Consider the following 16,995-nt stretch of genomic DNA (forward strand, 5'->3'; position numbering starts at 1 on the left):
ATGTCAGAGTCCGAGCAGGATACTGAAGCTCAGATGCAGGGCATGCTGGCGCGCTGGCAGACGTTGAAGACGCAGGCCGAGGGGGGTGAACTTCGGTTGGATACCGAAATCGGCACAGCGCTGGCAAGCCACGCACAACGAATGCGCGAGCAGCTCGACTTGATGATGAACAGGGCCAAGAACTTGGCGTTCACGTCAGGCTTCGGCACTTTGCAGTCTGCGGAAGCGCTGCGAGACAAGTTCGCGCTCAAGGCCAACAACGGGGACGATTCGGCGGTCAAGCGCCTGCAGCAAAGCTTGGAGGTCGTCACCCTGATGAAGGAGACCTATGAGCTCGCCATCGGCAAACTGAAGGAGTCGGATCAGTCCGCCGCCGACAGACTCGCCGCACTGAACGCGGGAGGTTCGTGATGGTCTCGTTCAACGAGTGGCTCGTAGCGATCGGTACGGGAAACATCACCGGCTCCACACGCGAGGCCGACAAGAACAAGCGCACCGATCAGCAGGTGGCCGCCGATGAAAAGGCGAAGTGGGACCAGGATCGCGGGTACGTCAACAACGAGTGGTCGGGATTGTTGACGGAGTACGGCAGCGACCGGTTCGACGGTCGGGCGATCAAGACGCAGGATCCGTTCGAGACGATGTCCCATCAAGCGATTTACGATGCGCTGCAAGGGGTCAAGCCGGATGAGATCAATACCAAGGCGGATGGCTGGCGCAGATTGTCCGAGGACGCGCGGACTGCCGTCGCCGAGTTCGCCACGGGCGTAAACCAATCCATCACCGAGCACTGGAATGGCAAGTCGGGCAAGAGCGCGATCGATGCCACCCGAGAATTCTCGACGGCGTTCACGAAACTGGCGGCGTCGTTCCAAATGGTCGGGCACGGTTTGGATTTGACGCAAGCGCACTTGGCTCAAGCCAAAGGTTCTGTCGGCAAACCCGACAACTACACCATCGGTGACAAAATCATCGATGCGCTTCCGGGGCAGAACATCATCAAAGGCCCTACGCACCGCGCGCAGGAAGCGGAGAGCGAGGCCCGGCTCGTGATGACCCAGTACTACCGACCCGGCGTCAATGAAGTCGATGGCATCACCCCGATCCTTCCCGAACCCACCAGCACCGTGGACAAGAACAATTCGGGCGACCCGGTGAGCAATCCGAGCTCGAATCAACCGAGCAGTCCCGCGAGCGTCAACCCGGCGGGTTCGCCCGACACCACGGACAAGAATCCGCAGGGCGACAAGAACAAAGTCGACAACCCGCAGTCCACGCAACCGGCGAGCACGGATCAAAACACCACATCGGACAAGCCGACCGGCACCACCCCGGCCTCGACCACTCCGGCCGGTACGACAAGCACCGACGATCCGAGCAAGTCACGCACCCCGTCGACCCCCACCAACACTCCGTCGACCACCAGCCCGGGCGCACCGTCCGGCGTCCCCGGCACCCCGAGCTCCACTCCCGGGCCGGGAAAAAGCGTCCCCGCCAAACCCGCCACCCCCACTCCCGCCACCTCGGCCGCAACTGCCGCCCGCGTCGCCGCGGCAGGCAGGCCGGGCGCGGCGGGCTTCCCCGGCATGGGAGCGGGCGCGGCCCGCGGCAAAGGCGACGAAGACGGCGAGCACAAGACCCCGGACTACCTGGTCTACGACCGCGGTTCGGATTTGCTCGGCACGCAACCGCCCGCGCTGCCACCCGGCGGCGTCATCGGCGGGTAAGCGAGCCGATCATGACCCGGTGCACCTTGCGCACGGCGGCGCGGGCTAGCGAGGCTCACGCATGACCGAATCCCGTTGGCGCCTCAACGGTTTGATGTTCGAGCTGGCACTGGCAGCGCTCGGCCGTGACCGCCTCCCGTATCCCTTGCGCTACACCATCGAAGGCGTGCAGGCCTACGAGGACTACGAGCGTCTGCGCACCAATGCCGCACAGCAGTTGTCGAGTTTCGCCGGTCCCGACTTGTTCAATGCCCTGAATGTGTTGCTGGAACCACAGGTTCGCGTCGAGGTGCACGGCTTCTTCGGGCGCGACTTCAGCCAGGTGGTGCGCGTGCACGCGGGTATGACCGCCCGCGCCGCGACCATCGCGGTCCAATTGCCCGGCCCCACACAGGAATACGGTCGCGATATCTTGCTGACCCGATGCCCGCCGCAGGCGGTGCCCGGGCAGATCGCCGCGAACCTGCCGAACTGCGTGGGTGGCAGATATCCGGCGATCAGCGGCCGCCGCTCGGATCTGGACCGGGTCGAATACGCCAAGCACCCGACGCGTCTGTCGCACACCGAGCAGCTCAACCGCATCGTCCGCCGCCCTCGTTCCGGGCTCGGTGAAGTCGGCGTGTTCGCCGGCGGCGCGATCGACAGCAGACCGACCACCGACGGTCGCGGCTTCCACTGGATGGACTACCTACCCGCCGACGGCCGCTATCTGCTGCACCACCACGGCGACGACGAGTTCACCCTGACCCCCGGCCCGGTCGGGGAGATCCAGCGTCAGCTGCACGCGCTCATCGAAACCACGTACCGCTCGGCGGCGCCCAGCTGGTAGTCAGGGGTGCAGGACCAGTATGGTGTGCGCTCCATGGTGGAATTCATAGCTGGTTTCGCGGAGGCTGGTGCGAATTCCTTTGTCCTCGAGTTCCTTTCGGAGATGGGCGACCAGCTCGTCCAGCTGGTTACCGAGGTGGTCGACCAGCGGGTAGACCCGGGTCTCGCCCGCGCAGACCCTGGCCAGCTCGAGCAGGGCGGCGAGGTGGAAATCGGCGGTCAACCGGTCGGCGTAGGTGAACAGCAGGTGCGAGCTGAGGGCCAGGTCGAAGCTGTTTTCGGCGAAGGGGAGCGACGGCAGTTCGGTGGCGACGTACCGTTCGGGGTGGGCGATCAGATCCGCGCCGAATCGCTGGGCGGCGGCGTGCCGCATTTCACGGTGCTGGTCGGGGCTGCCGTACCAGTCCCATCGATACATCGCGGAATGTGCTGTGGCCCAAAGACTTCCGCGATCGGTCTCGGTGAGCGCGAGACTTCTCAGCTGATCGGGCTCGCGGGCATAGACCGGATCGGCGGCGGTTACTTGGGCGCCGAGGGCGCTCGCCTCGGCCGTGAAACTGGCTGCGCCGCCGGGGCAGTCGAGAATCCGGCCCCGCAGGTCGGCGTCGGAGAGGGCGAAGATGGCGCGATACTCGGCCAATGATCTTGCGCTGACCAGAAATTCGCCTAGGACATCACTGTCGGAAAGGTGCTTCATCTGGAAACGGTCTCATGCGCGGACCGGGCGCGAGCGGGAATTTGTGGTGTCCCCGCGCCGCGTGCAGGGCTTGGCGCGGGGACCGCCGATACGTTCGGTGTGGGAATTGGGGTTCACCGAAGTACCACCCTCAATTTACTTCTGTTCGGAAGTATGCGCGCCCCAATGTGCGCGGGATCACACCGCGTTTTCGGTGAGCCGTCGCAGTGCTTTCACGACGACTTCGGGGTCGGAGGTCTCCCAATACGGTGGCAGCGAGGCGCGCAGGTATCCGCCGTAGCGGGCGGTGGCCAGCCGGGAGTCGAGGATGGCGACCACGCCGCGGTCGTCGACGCTGCGCAGCAACCGCCCGGTGCCCTGAGCGAGCAGCAGCGCCGCGTGGTTGGCCGCGATCGCCATGAACCCGTTGCCGCCGCGCGATTCCACCGCGCGCTGGCGGGCGGTGAGCAGCGGGTCGTCGGGGCGGGGGAAGGGGATTCGGTCCAGGATGACCAGGCTCAGCGACGGGCCGGGCACGTCGACGCCCTGCCACAGCGACAGCGTGCCGAACAGCGAGGTCTCCGGATCGTCGGCGAACTTGCGGACCAGCGCGCCGGTCGAGTCGTCGCCCTGGCACAGCACGGGCGTATCCAGCCGCTCACGCAAGGCCTCGGTGGCCGCTTTGGCCGCGCGCATCGAGGAGAACAATCCGAGGGTGCGACCGCCCGCCGCTTTGATGAGCCGTTCGATCTCGTCCAGATAGGCGGGCGCGAGGCCGTCGCGGCCGGGCGCGGGCAAGTGCTTGGCGACGTAGAGGATGCCCGACTTCGCATGGTTGAACGGCGAACCGACATCGAGCGAACTCCACCGCACCTTGTCGGCATCGGCGGGTGCCTCCGCACCATTGGCCATGCCGGCGTCGGACCGGTTCGACGACTGCGCGGGCAAACCCCAGGTGACCGCGAGCCCGTCGAACGAGCCACCGATCTGGAGCGTCGCCGAGGTCAGCACCACGGTCGCGGTGCCGAACAGTCTGCTGCGCAAGAGCCCACCCACCGAGAGCGGCGCCATCCGCAGCGAGCGCCGAGTGACGCCGCGCATTTCCTCGGCGGACAGCCAGATCACATCGCGCCGGTTCGCCGGATCCGGCTCGTCGAACGCGGTGAGCGCGCGTACCGCCGTGTCGTGCACCTCGTCGATAGCGGCCAGCGCCTGCGTGCGCGCGGCGGCGGTCTCGACATCACCCTGCTGGGTGGTGCCGCCCTGCGGAGCGAGCGCGGTCCGAACGTTCCACGCGGCATCGCGGATGAGAGCGAGCACCGGGGCGACGCCGTCGGGCAGCCGCTCCCAGCGAGCGGCGGGCAACTCGTCGAGCACGTCGTGCCAGGCCTCGGCGGCACTTTCGAGGCGGTCCACCTCTTTTTCGTCGATGAGCTTGGTGCAGCGGCGCGCGGCCGCGCTGATCGCCGAGGAGGCCAGCTCGGCGGTGGCCACGCCGGTGACGCGGTCGACCAGCTCGTGCGCCTCGTCGATCACCACCACATCGTGTTCGGGCAGCACCTGGATGCCGCTGATCGCGTCGATCGCCAGCAGCGCGTGGTTGGTCACCACGACGTCGGCCTGCGCCGATTCGGCCCGGGCCCGTTCGGCGAAGCAGTCCTGACCGAACGGGCAGCGCGACTTGCCGAGGCATTCGCGCGACGACACGCTCACCTGCCGCCAGGCGCGGTCGGTGACGCCGGGCACCAGCTCGTCCCGGTCGCCGGTCTCGGTGTCGGAGGCCCACTCGTTGAGCCGCTGCACCTCTCGGCCGAGCCGGGAGACGGCGAACGCGTCGAACAGTTCGGCCTCGGCGGGCTCCTCCGGGATCACGCTATTGATCTTGTTGAGGCAGAGATAATTATTGCGGCCCTTGAGGATCGCGAACTTCGCCGCGCGCCCGAGCGGCTTGCTCAGCGCCTCGGACAGGCGCGGCAGATCGCGGTCCACCAGCTGCCGTTGCAGGGCGATCGTCGCGGTCGACACCACCACCGTTCGCCCGGTCCGTACCGCGTGCCGCAGACTCGGCACCAGATACGCCAGCGACTTGCCGGTGCCCGTCCCGGCCTGCACCGCGAGGTGCTCCTTGGTGTCGATCGCGTGGTCCACCGCCGTCGCCATCGTCACCTGCCCGACGCGCTCTTTCCCGCCGAGCGCCTGCACGGCAGTGGCCAAAAGTTCGGGGACGGCGGGGAGTTCGGGCACGCGAGCAGCCTACTGCCCGGCACCGACACCGGACGCGCCCCTTGCGGTGATCGATTCGGCGTACTCGAGCCGTCGCTCGGCGGCAGCGGATACTGCGCCCGTTACGCGCAGACGCTGCCTTCGAGGTCGACGCCCGCGGTGCGCATGCGGTCCAGCGCGGCGTCGGTGGTGGCGCGGGAAACTCCGGCGGTCAGGTCGAGCAGGACGCGGGTGTCGAAACCCTCGATCCGAGCGTCCAAGGCGGTGGCCCGGACGCAGTGGTCGATGGCGATCCCCACGACGTCGACCGCCGTGATGTCATGGTTGTGTAGCCAGTCGGCCAAGGTGGTGCCGTCGGCCGCGGTGCCCTCGAAACCGGAGTACGCGGCCGAGTATTCGCCCTTGGAGAAGACCTCCTCGATGGGCGCGGTGTCCAGATTCGGGTGGAAGTCCGCGCCCGGAGTGCCCGCCCGGCAGTGCGGTGGCCAGGAGTCGACGTAATCGGGGTGCGTGGAGAAGTGATCGCCGGGATCGACGTGATAGTCGCGGGTTGCGACGACCGCGGCGTAGTCGGTGGCCGCGAGATGATCGCTTATTCGAGACGCGACCGCGGCACCGCCCGTGACGGCCAGCGACCCGCCCTCGCAGAAATCGTTCTGGACGTCGACGATGATCAGGGCTCGGGTCATGATGACCTCCCGCGATGTGAACGATGTACCTGTATTGCATTGTGCCGCTCAGCAAGACCGTAGGCGCGGGCGGCTCACGAAATCTCGGGCCTGCCCGCTGATCCGCCGTTTCGCCGGGTGCCCGAGCGGTCAGTTCGCGAACGTGGTCGGCACCGCGGGCTCACCGGCGGACAGCTTCAGCCCCTCCCACGGCAGGCTGATCAGCCCGTGCGCCACGTGGTCCCGGCTGTCCGACAGCGTCGGCAGATCCTCGACCGGCTTGCCCCCGCGGACCAGCGGGACGAGCAGTTCCCGGGCCTCGTACCCGTTCGACGCGGGCGCGGGCCCGGCCGCCGGGTAGACGATCTCCTCGACGATGGTCCCGGTGTCCCTGAACAGCCGCACCGCCTTCTTCGTGCCGCCGCGCGACTCCTTGTGACTGCTGCGCTTGGCGACCGGCACCCCGTCGACCTCGACCAACTTGTAGACCATGCCCGCGGTCGGCGCGCCCGACCCGGTCACCAGCGAGGTGCCGACGCCGTAGACGTCGACCGGCTCGGCCCGCAACGCGGCGATCGCGTACTCGTCCAGATCGCCGGACACCACGATGCGGGTCTTGGTCGCGCCGAGACCATCCAGTTGATCGCGCACCTGCCTGGCCAGCACGCCGAGATCACCGGAATCGAGGCGCACCCCACCCAGTTCCGGCCCGGCGACCTCGATCGCGGTGGCCACGCCGCGGGTGATGTCGTAGGTATCCACCAGCAACGTGGTGCCGATCCCGAGTGCTTCGACCTGACTGCGGAACGCGGCCGCCTCGTGCTCGGCATTCGCCCCGCTGTGCTCACCCACCCCGTCGGCTCCGCCGACTGCCGTCCCCGCATGTAGCAGCGTGAACGCGTGCGCACTCGTCCCCGCGCCGGGCACGCCGTAGCGGCGCACCGCCTCCAGGTTCGACGTGGCGTCGAAACCCGCCAGGTAGGCGGCGCGGGCGCTGGACGGTGCGGCCAGTTCGTGAGTGCGCCGCGACCCCATCTCGATCATCCGGCGCCCACCGGACGCGCTGACCATCCGGGCCGCGGCCGAGGCGATCGCGCTGTCGTGATTGAGGATCGACAGGACCAGCGTCTCCAGCACGACGCATTCGGCGAAGCTGCCGCGCACCGAGAGGACGGGGGAGCCGGGGAAATACAGCTCACCCTCGGCGTAACCGTCGATGTCGCCGGTGAAGCGGTAGTCACGCAGCCACTCCACCGCCTCGGCGGGCAGGAATTGCGCGACCACTGCCAGCTCCGCTTCGCCGAACTGGAAGTGCTCCAGCGCGTCGAGCACCCGCCCGGTGCCCGCGACGACGCCGTAGCGGCGGCCGTGCGGGAGACGGCGGGCGAACACCTCGAAGGTGCAGCGGCGATGCGCGGAATCGTCGGCCAGCGCGGCGGCCAGCATGGTCAGTTCGTACTGGTCGGTCAGGAGTGCGGTGCTGGTTACGCCATGGCGGATGTCCACGCAGCCAACTGTAGACAGGGGGCTGTTCAGAGCGCTTGCGAGCGCGAATGCGCGAGGCCGCACAGAGCGCTTGCGAGGGCGAATGCACGAGGCCGCATGGAGCGCTTGCGAGTGCGGATGCGCGAGGCCGCACATCATAGGCCGGTCCCTGCTCAGTGAGTTGTGAAATGCTGGAAACAGGGCTGAGCGGGGTGTTGCTCATTCGGAGGCGAGTCGTACCCTTGACGTTATGGCCTTGTGCAACATAGTCCGAGGCGGCGTCGTGGTGGACGCCGTGGACGCCACGCTGTCGGCGGCACAGGCGACCCCGGAGGCGGTCGAATACACCGAGATCTTGGAAGCGGAAGATCGCCCGTGGGTCACTGTGGTCTGGGACGACCCGGTCAACCTCATGCACTACGTCGCCTACATATTCCAGAAGCTCTTCGGCTACAGCAAAGCGAAGGCGACCGAGCTGATGCTGTTGGTGCACAACGAGGGCAAAGCGGTGGTCTCGTCCGGTTCGCGAGACAAGATGGAACATGACGTTCAGCGGCTACACGCCGCGGGACTCTGGGCGACCATGCAGCGGGACGACTGACCAGGACGACTACCCTGACGCCGTGCGGAAGTGGAGCAGGAAAAACTCGCTCAGCGGTCTCAAACTGCGTTCCGAGATGGACGCACGAGAGGCCAACGTGCTGAGGTCGCTGGTCGGCGCGGTCTCCGGGCTGCTCACCGAGCGAGCCGAAGCCGCGCCCGAGGACGACCTCGCCGCGCTGACCGGACTGCGCACCGGCAACACGGTGCCGCCCGAGGATCCGCGGCTGCGCAGACTGCTGCCGGACTTCCACCGAAGCGAACCCGGTTCCCCCGATGCCGACCGCGCCGACCTCAACAGCGCGCTGCGCGGACTGCACGAACCGGAGATCATCGACGCCAAGCTGGCCGCGGGCAGCGTCATCCTGGACACCGTGCCCACCGAGGGCGGCAAGATCGTGCTCACCCCCGAGCAAGCCGACGCCTGGCTGACCGCGCTCACCGACGTGCGGCTGGCACTGGGCACGGTCCTCGGCATCGACGCCGACACCCCCGATCATCTGAGCCCGGACGACCCGAGGGCGCCGCACCTCGACGTCTACCACTGGCTCACCTGGATGCAGGACTCGCTACTCCAGGCCCTGGCCCCCTGAACAGCTCCGCCGTCCTCCCGAATGCCGGGGGCCAAGTCGGACAATCACACGATGCGGCGATGGGTCGGAATGAGCGAAGGACGCCGGGCCGAAGGCAACGCTGAACCGGATGCCCCGCGAACCGTCGCCGTGATCGAAAGTCAGGAGCGCAATCGTGAATGTGCAAGCCGGACAACGTAACTCGCTCACCGATGTCGCCGGTCTGCTGGTCGGCCATCATCATGTCCTCGACCCGAACGCGACGATCGGCGCCGGGGCGGCCACGGGATGCACTGTCGTCTACGCACCGGGTGGCGCGGTCGCCGCCGTCGATGTCCGCGGCGGTGGTCCGGGCACCCGGGAAACCGATGTGCTCGATCTGTCCAACACGGTCCGCCAGGTCAACGCGATCCTGCTCACCGGCGGCAGCGCTTACGGTCTCGCCGCCGCGGACGGTGTCATGCGCTGGTTAGAGGAGCACGGCGAGGGCATTCCGATGGATCCGGCCGATGCGAGCCGGGTGGTGCCGATCGTGCCGGGCGCGGTGATCTTCGACCTGCCGGTGGGTGCCTGGGACATCCGGCCGACCGCCGATTTCGGATACCAGGCCACGGCCGCCGCGTCGGTGGAATTCGAACGCGGCACGGTCGGCGCCGGTGTCGGCGCGCGCGCCGGTTCGATCAAGGGCGGCGTCGGCACCGCCAGCGTCGTGCTCGGCGAAGGAGTAGCGGCCGGGGTAACGGTCTCCGCGCTGATCGTCGCGAATCCCGTTGGCTCCGTGTTCGATCCGCGCACCGGCCTACCATGGGGCGCGGGTACCGACGGCGCGGATTACTTCGGCTTGCGCCCCGCGACCGCCGACCAGCTCGCTCACGCGAACGCGCTTCCGGTGAAAGGCACGGTACTCAACACGACCATCGGCGTGGTCGCGACCGACGCGCCGTTGGACCCGGTCGGCTGTCAGCGGGTGGCGACCACCGCGCACGACGGCCTGGCCAGGGCGATCCGTCCCGCCCATTCCCCGCTGGACGGTGACACCCTCTTCGCGCTGGCCACCGGAACCGCCGCGTCGCCTGCGAATTTTCCGCTGCCGCCCGCCTTCCCGGCGGATCTGCTGCTGCTCGACGAGATCTGTACCGCCGCGGCGGTCTGCGTGGAACGTGCGATCGTCGACGCGATTCTCGCCGCGCGGTCCGTCGCCGGAATCCCCGCCTACCCGGACTTATTTCCCCGCTAGACGCGGGGAATCCCGACCGGGCTATCAGGCGACGGGAATAGCCGAATATTCTCACTCGTTGTCGACTGCGATGGGTCGGCATTGCGGAAGGGTTTGACTCGTGCTGGTGATCAGGGCCGACCTCGTGGCGGCGATGGTGGCGCACGCGCGCGCCGACCACCCCGACGAGGCCTGCGGCATCATCGCCGGACCGGAGGGCTCGGATCGCCCGGAGCGCTTCGTCGCGATGATGAACGCCGAGCGTTCGCCCACCTTCTACCGTTTCGATTCCGGTGAGCAGCTGAAGGTGTGGCGCGCCATGGACGACGCCGACGAGACCCCGGTGGTGATCTACCACTCGCACACCGCCACCGAGGCGTACCCCAGCCGCACCGACGTGTCCTACGCGTCCGAACCGTTCGCGCACTACGTGCTGATCTCCACCCGCGATCCGGAGCAGCACGAGCTGCGCAGCTACCGGATCGTCGACGGGGAGGTCACCGAGGAGCCGGTGCGCATCGTCGATGCGTACGAAACCGCCTAGACCGATGCTTGTTCGTGCAACCGAGGAGTTCTCATGCCGGTAACCGTGTCCATCCCGACCATCATGCGTGGCCTTACCGGAGGGGAGAAGCGCGTGCAGGCACAGGGTGCCACGCTGTCCGCGCTGATCGATGACCTCGAGTCGAACCACCCCGGTCTGGCCGAGCGGCTGCTCAAGGACGGCAAGCTGAACCGCTACGTCAATATCTACGTCGACGACGAGGACGTGCGTTTCGCCGGCGGCCTGGCGGCCGAGGTGCCCGACGACGCGAGCGTGACCATCCTGCCTGCCGTCGCCGGAGGCTGACCCACCCGTGGCGCGTTATGAATCGCTGATCGCGACCCTCGGCAACACGCCGCTGGTCGGCCTGCGCACGCTCTCCCCGCAGTGGGACGGCGACAACCATGTGCGGCTGTGGGCCAAGCTGGAAGACCGCAACCCGACCGGTTCCATCAAGGACCGTCCCGCGCTGCGGATGATCGAACAGGCCGAGGCCGACGGCCTGCTGACGCCCGGCTGCACGATCTTGGAGCCCACCAGCGGCAACACCGGCATCTCCCTGGCCATGGCCGCCAAGCTCAAGGGCTACCAGCTGGTCTGCGTGATGCCGGAGAACACCTCGGTCGAGCGGCGTCAGCTGCTGACCATGTTCGGCGCGCAGATCATCGATTCCCCGGCCGCGGGCGGCTCCAACCAGGCGGTGGCGCTGGCCAAGCAGATCGCGGCGGAGCACCCGGACTGGGTGATGCTGTACCAGTACGGCAACCCCGCGAACGCGCTGGCGCATTACGAGACCACCGGCCCGGAGATCCTGGCCGACCTGCCCGAGATCACGCACTTCGTGGCGGGCCTCGGCACCACCGGAACGCTGATGGGCACCGGCCGTTTCCTGCGGGAGAAGGTGCCGAGCATCGAGATCGTGGCGGCGGAGCCGCGCTACGGCGAACTGGTCTACGGGCTGCGCAATATCGACGAGGGCTTCATCCCGGAGCTCTACGACGAGTCGGTGCTGACCACCCGGTTCTCGGTGGGTCCGTACGACGCGGTGAAACGCACCCGCGAACTGGTCGCCGAGGAGGGCATTTTCGCGGGCATCTCGACCGGCGCGATCCTGCACGCCGCCCTCGGCGTCGCCCGCAAGGTCGCGAAGGCGGGTAACCGCGCCGACATCGCGTTCGTGGTCGCCGACGGCGGATGGAAGTATTTGTCGACCGGCGCGTACGACGGCACCCTCGAAGAGGCCGAGGAACGACTCGACGGCCAGCTCTGGGCATAACGCTCGCATGCGGGCCCGGTCCGCGCCGGTACCCTCGGAAGAGCGGGATGACGGTTCGAACATGAACAGGCGAACCGTCGCACTCCCTGCTCGACGAGGAGGCTGCGATGACCGGCGGTGCGGGAATCGGTCCGTCATTCGACCCCGACCGGATCGCGGCGATCCGGGCACAGTTGGCGAATCCGGGCGCCACGGCGCCGCGGACAACCGCGGGCGCCCCGGCGAAGTCGAATAATTTCGCCGCCGTCAAACAATTGTGGTTGCGCGCCGGACTGCTCATCGCCGGTTTCGTCGCGCTCCTTTATGGCATCGAAGGAGTCGACACCTTCGACAACAACCAACTCGACAACGCGGGTATTCACCCCAGATCGGCCGATGGTCTTTCGGGCATCCTGTTCGCCCCGGTCCTGCATCACGGCTGGCCGCATCTGGTCGGCAACACGCTCCCGGTGCTGGTACTGGGCTTTCTCGCGCTCGCCGCGGGCATCGGCCGGGGACTCGCCGCGACCGCGATCATCTGGATCGTCGCTGGTGTCGGCACCTGGCTGACCGGCGGCTCGGGCAGCGTGCACCTCGGCGCGTCGGTGCTGGTGTTCGGCTGGTTGACGTTCCTGATCTCGCGCGGCTGGTTCGCCCGCAACATCGGGCAGATCGTGCTCGGGCTCGTCGTGGTGGCGCTCTACGGGTCGCTGCTGTGGGGTGTATTGCCTGGACAAGCCGGAATCTCTTGGCAGGGACATCTTTTCGGGGCGATGGGTGGACTGCTCGCCGGCTGGGTATTCTCTGGTGATGCACGCCGGAATCGTCGCGGGGATCGAGCTGGAACCATTGCGTCGCCACGATGATCGTGCGGCCCGTCGAGAAATGTGGGGGATAGTTTCTTGAGTGCCAATTCGTCGTGGCAGCATGGGGGGATGCGCCTCACCGTCCTCGGGTGCTCGGGCAGCGTGTCCGGCCCGGACTCCCCAGCGTCGGGCTATCTGCTGACCGGGCCGGATATGACGCCCGTGGTGATCGATTTCGGGCCTGGCGTACTCGGCGCGCTACAGCGATACGCCGATCCCGGTGAAGTCGATATCTTCCTCACTCACCTGCACGCCGACCACTGCCTCGACCTGCCCGGCCTGCTGGTCTGGCGGCGCTACCATCCGACCCCGCCGGTGGGCCGGGCCATCGTGCGCGGACCCTCGGACAGCGCGCTGCGCATCGGCAACGCGTCGGCCGAGGTCGGCGGCGAATGCGACAACTGGTCCGACGTGATCGACCTGCAACCGTGGACCGTCGGCGAGCAGATCGAATTCGGACCCGGGCACACCGTGTCGGCCCGCCGGATGTTCCACCCGCCGGAGTCCTACGGTCTGCGGATCGTCACCGCCGCGGGACGAACCTTCGTCTACACCGGCGATACGGCCATGTGCGACTCGGTGCACGAGCTCGCCGAGGGCGCCGACATCCTGATGGCCGAGGCGTCGTGGACGCACGATCCCGCGAATCGGCCGCCCGGCATTCATCTTTCGGGCACCGAGGCGGGCATGATCGCCGCCCAGGCCGGTGTGAAGGAACTGCTGCTCACCCACATTCCGCCGTGGACCTCCAGAGAAGACGTGATCGCCGAGGCCAAGGCGCAGTTCTCCGGCCCCGTGCACGCCGTGGCCCCCGGCGAGACATTCGACCTCTGACCGGTTACCCGGCGAACAGGTTGGGGTGACTAGGCTGTGCCCGTGTCTAGACGAGCCGATGGCAGGGCGGACGATGAACTCCGCGAGGTACGGATCACCCGTGGATTCACCACGCATCCAGCCGGTTCGGTGCTGGTGGAATTCGGTCAGACGCGGGTGATGTGCACCGCGAGCGTCACCGAGGGCGTGCCCCCGTGGCGCCGCGACTCCGGACTCGGCTGGGTCACCGCCGAATACGCGATGCTGCCCGCCGCGACGCACACCCGCAGCGGACGTGAGTCGGTGAAGGGCAAGGTCGGCGGCCGCACCCAGGAGATCAGCCGGCTGATCGGCCGTTCGCTGCGCGCGTGCATCGACCTGGCCGCCATCGGCGAGAACACCATCGCCATCGACTGTGACGTGCTGCAGGCCGACGGCGGCACCAGGACCGCCGCCATCACCGGCGCGTACGTCGCGCTGGCGGACGCGGTCACCTACCTCGCCGCCGCGGGCAGCCTGGCCGACCCGCAGCCGATCTCCTGCGCGATCGCCGCGGTGAGCGTCGGCGTCGTCGACGGCCGCGTGCGCCTCGACCTGCCCTACGAAGAGGATTCGCGCGCCGAGGTCGACATGAACGTGGTCGCCACCGACACCGGCACTCTGGTCGAGATCCAGGGCACCGGCGAGGGCGCCACCTTCCCGCGCTCCACCCTGGACAAGATGCTCGACTCCGCGCTGATCGGCTGCGAGAAGATCTTCGCCATTCAGAAAGAAGCGCTGGCGCTGCCGTACCCCGGTGTGCTGCCCGAGCCCGCCGAGCCGAAGAAGAAGTAATGGCGCGTCGCGTTCTGGTGGCCAGCCGCAATGCCAAGAAGCTGAACGAGTTGCGCCGCATCCTCGCCGAGGCGGGCATCGCGGGCATCGAGATCGTCGGACTGGACGACGTGCCTGCCTACGACGAGGCGCCGGAGACCGGCGCGACGTTCGAGGAGAACGCGCTCGCCAAGGCCCGCGACGGCGCCGCCGCCACCGGATTGGCTTGTGTCGCAGATGATTCCGGCATCGAGGTGGACGCGCTCAACGGCATGCCCGGGGTGCTCTCGGCCCGCTGGTCGGGTCGGCACGGCGACGACGCCGCCAACAACGCCCTGCTTTTGGCACAGCTCAACGATGTGCCCGATGAGCGGCGGGGCGCGCGTTTCGTCTCGACCTGCGCGCTGGTCGTCCCCGACGGCGCGGAAATCGTTGTCCGCGGCGAATGGCCGGGTTCGGTCGGCCGGAAACCGCTGGGGGATGGCGGCTTCGGCTACGACCCGCTGTTCATCCCCGCAGGCGGCGACACCTCCGCCGCCCAACTGACCCCCGCCGAAAAGGACGCGGTCTCCCACCGCGCCCGCGCCCTGGCCCAGCTACTTCCCGCTCTCTCCGCCCTCGCCGCGGACTGAACCGCGCCCCTTGCGCAACCCGCACACCTGTTGCGAAGCGGCGCACACCCCCTCTACTGGGTATGCGGCTCACCCAGAGGGTGTGCGCCAGCGCTGATCGCGGGCAGGATCGGGCGAGTTAGACGCCGAAGTCCTGCTTGACCTTCTTCGCGTTGACGTGTTCGACGAAGAAGGAGAGCAGTGGGATGGTGCCCGCTAGGAGGGTGCCGACGGTGCGCATAACCGGCCAGCGCACCTTGACCGCGAGGTCGGCGGTGACCAGCAGGTAGACGAAGTACACCCAGCCGTGCACGACAGCGATCCAACTCGGCGTGTGTACATCGAAGCCGTACTTGGCGATCATCTCGCCGGTGAGCAACAGCAGCCACAGACCGGTGACCCAGGCCAGGGTGCGGTAGCGCAGCAACGCGGACTTGATCTTGGCGGTATTCGCCGCACCGGTCCGCGCGGGTACCGCGGTGGCCGCGGTGGTCTCGGTGGAATTCTCGCTGGCGGTCAACCGGCGCTCCTCTCGGTATCGCGGGCGCGCAGGCCCGCCTCGCGGACCTGATCGTCGACGTCTTGGGCGTGCAGTGCGGCCAGGTATTTGTTGTACTCGGCGAGTACCGGATCCTCGTCGCGCACCGCCTTCGGCCGCTCCGGCAGCAGACCGGCCGGAATCTCGCGCGGCGCAACAGCTTTCGGGGCGGGCCGGGGGTTATCGCCGGGGTTCTCGCTCTCCTCGGCTTCGCGCTCCAGCCGGACGAACCGGAAATAGGCGAACACCGCGAACGCCGCGAACAACGGCCACTGCAGCGCGTACCCCAGGTTCTGGCCGGTGCCGCTCGACGATTCGAACCGCTGCCACTGCCACCACGCCAGCGCCAGGCAACCCAGCGCAGCGACCAGCACCAGCACGATGAGGGCCGGGCGATTGTGTGCCGAGCGGCGAGGTGAAGCGGACACGGCTACTACGGTACCCGTCTACTACACGGTCCGTAGGAGCAGGCCGGTCTCGTCACTTCGGCGACCCGCCCGCATCACAGCGGACGGGTCGGCCGAGGTCAGAACTTGTAGGTGACGCCGGTCAGCCGCTCGGATTCTTCCCAGAGCCGCTTCCAGAGTTCCTTGTTCTTCGATAGTCGGCTGGACGGCGACGACTCGACCGGCCCCTGGGTCTGGAAGAACCGGCGCGGGCCCCAGTACACCTCCGGGTCGGCATCGGGCATGGTGGCGGCGAACAGCGAGGAGTGCGCCGCCTTCTTCGGCGGATGACCGATCAGCGCGACGAACGGCTTGATGATCCGGTCGACCGGGGTCTCGGTCCTGGCGAACAGGTCGGTGGCCGAGACGCCGGGGTGCACCGCGTACGAGCGCTTGCTGGAACCGGATTCGGCGAGGCGGCGCTGGAGTTCCCTGGCGAACATCAGGTTCGACAACTTGGACTGTGCGTAGGCGAGATTGCGCTGGTAGCGACGGTTCTCGTAGTTGAGATCATCGATCCACAGCTTCGGCGTCTGCTTGTGCGCGATGCTGGCCAGCGTCACCACCCGGTCGCGGATGCGGTCCAGCAGCAGGCCGGTCAGCGCGAAGTGAGCGAGATGGTTGACGCCCCACTGGGTTTCGAAGCCGTCCTTGGTGCGCGAGAACGGGATGTTCATCAGCCCGGCATTGTTGATCAGCACGTCGATTTCGGCCGACTCGTCGGCGAATTTGCGGACCGAGGCCAGATCGGCCAGGTCCAGCTCGGCGACGCGGACGTCGCCGCTGATGCCGTCGGCGACGGTCTTGGCCTTGTCCACATTGCGGCAGGCCATGATGACGGTCGCCCCCTTGGCCGCGAGGACCTCGGTGGTGACGGCGCCCAACCCGCCGTTCGCGCCGGTGATCACGAAGGTGCGTCCGGTCTGATCCGGGATTTCAGTAGGTTTCCACGCCATGAACTAACCTTACTCTGGAGTAAGTTCCGAGGGAAGAGCTTCGCCCCGGTCCGCTGACGAGTGTCTCAGACGGAGATGATTTCTGTCACTCGGCGTGGCTGAAGATCACCGCCGCGAGATGCCGGTCGGTAGCGATCACAACAGCGCACGCCGAAGAT

General features: G+C 67.7%; 20 protein-coding genes. 13 read left to right on the forward strand and 7 right to left on the reverse strand.

Annotation, left to right across the window (positions count from 1 at the left end):
• From ACFK0J_RS07465 to ACFK0J_RS07475, 3 genes are all read left to right on the forward strand, one after another.
• Entirely contained in the window at nt 1–411 is a 411-nt protein-coding gene (locus tag ACFK0J_RS07465; RefSeq protein WP_378737768.1) for a hypothetical protein, read from the forward strand.
• Nucleotides 411–1,727, forward strand: coding sequence for a hypothetical protein (locus ACFK0J_RS07470; protein ID WP_378737770.1), 1,317 nt, complete (start codon nt 411–413; stop codon nt 1,725–1,727). Before ACFK0J_RS07465 ends, ACFK0J_RS07470 begins: the two co-directional genes overlap by 1 nt.
• A 61-nt stretch (nt 1,728–1,788) precedes the next feature.
• A complete protein-coding gene (locus ACFK0J_RS07475) occupies nt 1,789–2,556 on the forward strand; it encodes an ESX secretion-associated protein EspG (protein WP_378737772.1) in 768 nt (255 codons plus the stop codon).
• On the opposite strand, the gene ACFK0J_RS07480 is transcribed toward ACFK0J_RS07475, so the two are convergent.
• The 4 genes from ACFK0J_RS07480 to ACFK0J_RS07495 all read right to left on the reverse strand — a co-directional run bounded on the left by ACFK0J_RS07480 (nt 2,557) and on the right by ACFK0J_RS07495 (nt 7,628).
• Nucleotides 2,557–3,252 carry a methyltransferase domain-containing protein gene (locus tag ACFK0J_RS07480; RefSeq protein WP_378737774.1) on the reverse strand — a complete coding sequence of 232 codons (696 nt, stop codon included), beginning with the start codon at nt 3,250–3,252 and terminating at the stop codon, nt 2,557–2,559.
• A 177-nt stretch (nt 3,253–3,429) separates the two neighbouring features.
• Entirely contained in the window at nt 3,430–5,475 is a 2,046-nt protein-coding gene (locus ACFK0J_RS07485; RefSeq protein ID WP_378737776.1) for an ATP-dependent DNA helicase, read from the reverse strand.
• A gap of 101 nt (nt 5,476–5,576) precedes the next feature.
• Entirely contained in the window at nt 5,577–6,143 is a 567-nt protein-coding gene (locus ACFK0J_RS07490) for a nicotinamidase (protein ID WP_378737778.1), read from the reverse strand.
• Nucleotides 6,144–6,272: 129 nt separating this feature from the next.
• On the reverse strand, nt 6,273–7,628 hold the full coding sequence (locus ACFK0J_RS07495) for a nicotinate phosphoribosyltransferase (protein ID WP_378737780.1): 1,356 nt from the start codon (nt 7,626–7,628) through the stop codon (nt 6,273–6,275).
• A gap of 229 nt (nt 7,629–7,857) precedes the next feature.
• Between ACFK0J_RS07495 and clpS the strand changes: the two genes are divergently transcribed.
• From clpS to rdgB, 10 genes are all read left to right on the forward strand, one after another.
• On the forward strand, nt 7,858–8,208 hold the full coding sequence (gene clpS, locus ACFK0J_RS07500; RefSeq protein ID WP_014982109.1) for an ATP-dependent Clp protease adapter ClpS: 351 nt from the start codon (nt 7,858–7,860) through the stop codon (nt 8,206–8,208).
• Between the two features lie 22 nt (nt 8,209–8,230).
• Nucleotides 8,231–8,800 carry a DUF2017 domain-containing protein gene (locus ACFK0J_RS07505; RefSeq protein ID WP_218474455.1) on the forward strand — a complete coding sequence of 190 codons (570 nt, stop codon included), beginning with the start codon at nt 8,231–8,233 and terminating at the stop codon, nt 8,798–8,800.
• Nucleotides 8,801–8,954: 154 nt separating this feature from the next.
• A complete protein-coding gene (locus ACFK0J_RS07510) occupies nt 8,955–10,016 on the forward strand; it encodes a P1 family peptidase (protein WP_378737783.1) in 1,062 nt (353 codons plus the stop codon).
• Nucleotides 10,017–10,116: 100 nt separating this feature from the next.
• The gene (locus ACFK0J_RS07515) at nt 10,117–10,539 is read left to right on the forward strand and encodes a Mov34/MPN/PAD-1 family protein (RefSeq protein ID WP_218474459.1); all 423 of its coding nucleotides are present in this window, start codon (nt 10,117–10,119) and stop codon (nt 10,537–10,539) included.
• Nucleotides 10,540–10,572: 33 nt separating this feature from the next.
• Nucleotides 10,573–10,845, forward strand: coding sequence for a MoaD/ThiS family protein (locus tag ACFK0J_RS07520; RefSeq protein WP_378737786.1), 273 nt, complete (start codon nt 10,573–10,575; stop codon nt 10,843–10,845).
• Nucleotides 10,846–10,852: 7 nt separating this feature from the next.
• Nucleotides 10,853–11,815, forward strand: coding sequence for a PLP-dependent cysteine synthase family protein (locus ACFK0J_RS07525; protein WP_378737788.1), 963 nt, complete (start codon nt 10,853–10,855; stop codon nt 11,813–11,815).
• 107 nt (nt 11,816–11,922) lie between these two features.
• The gene (locus ACFK0J_RS07530) at nt 11,923–12,660 is read left to right on the forward strand and encodes a rhomboid family intramembrane serine protease (protein WP_378737790.1); all 738 of its coding nucleotides are present in this window, start codon (nt 11,923–11,925) and stop codon (nt 12,658–12,660) included.
• 69 nt (nt 12,661–12,729) lie between these two features.
• Complete coding sequence (locus ACFK0J_RS07535; RefSeq protein WP_378737792.1) at nt 12,730–13,494, forward strand: cyclic nucleotide-degrading phosphodiesterase; 765 nt, start codon at nt 12,730–12,732, stop codon at nt 13,492–13,494.
• A gap of 42 nt (nt 13,495–13,536) precedes the next feature.
• Nucleotides 13,537–14,307, forward strand: coding sequence for a ribonuclease PH (rph, locus tag ACFK0J_RS07540; protein ID WP_218474466.1), 771 nt, complete (start codon nt 13,537–13,539; stop codon nt 14,305–14,307).
• The gene (gene rdgB / locus ACFK0J_RS07545) at nt 14,307–14,918 is read left to right on the forward strand and encodes an RdgB/HAM1 family non-canonical purine NTP pyrophosphatase (RefSeq protein ID WP_378737794.1); all 612 of its coding nucleotides are present in this window, start codon (nt 14,307–14,309) and stop codon (nt 14,916–14,918) included. The genes rph and rdgB overlap by 1 nt, the downstream gene beginning before the upstream one ends.
• A gap of 118 nt (nt 14,919–15,036) precedes the next feature.
• On the opposite strand, the gene ACFK0J_RS07550 is transcribed toward rdgB, so the two are convergent.
• The 3 genes from ACFK0J_RS07550 to ACFK0J_RS07560 form a co-directional block, all read right to left on the reverse strand.
• Nucleotides 15,037–15,417: a DUF3817 domain-containing protein gene (locus tag ACFK0J_RS07550; protein WP_378737796.1), complete on the reverse strand. Its 381-nt coding sequence runs from the start codon at nt 15,415–15,417 to the stop codon at nt 15,037–15,039.
• Entirely contained in the window at nt 15,414–15,863 is a 450-nt protein-coding gene (locus ACFK0J_RS07555) for a transcriptional regulator (protein WP_378737798.1), read from the reverse strand. Before ACFK0J_RS07555 ends, ACFK0J_RS07550 begins: the two co-directional genes overlap by 4 nt.
• A gap of 98 nt (nt 15,864–15,961) precedes the next feature.
• On the reverse strand, nt 15,962–16,837 hold the full coding sequence (locus ACFK0J_RS07560) for an oxidoreductase (RefSeq protein ID WP_378737800.1): 876 nt from the start codon (nt 16,835–16,837) through the stop codon (nt 15,962–15,964).
• Between the last annotated feature and the right edge of the window lie 158 nt (nt 16,838–16,995).

Origin of the sequence: Nocardia brasiliensis, assembly GCF_042691675.1 — a bacterium.
GTDB lineage: Bacteria > Actinomycetota > Actinomycetes > Mycobacteriales > Mycobacteriaceae > Nocardia > Nocardia brasiliensis_D.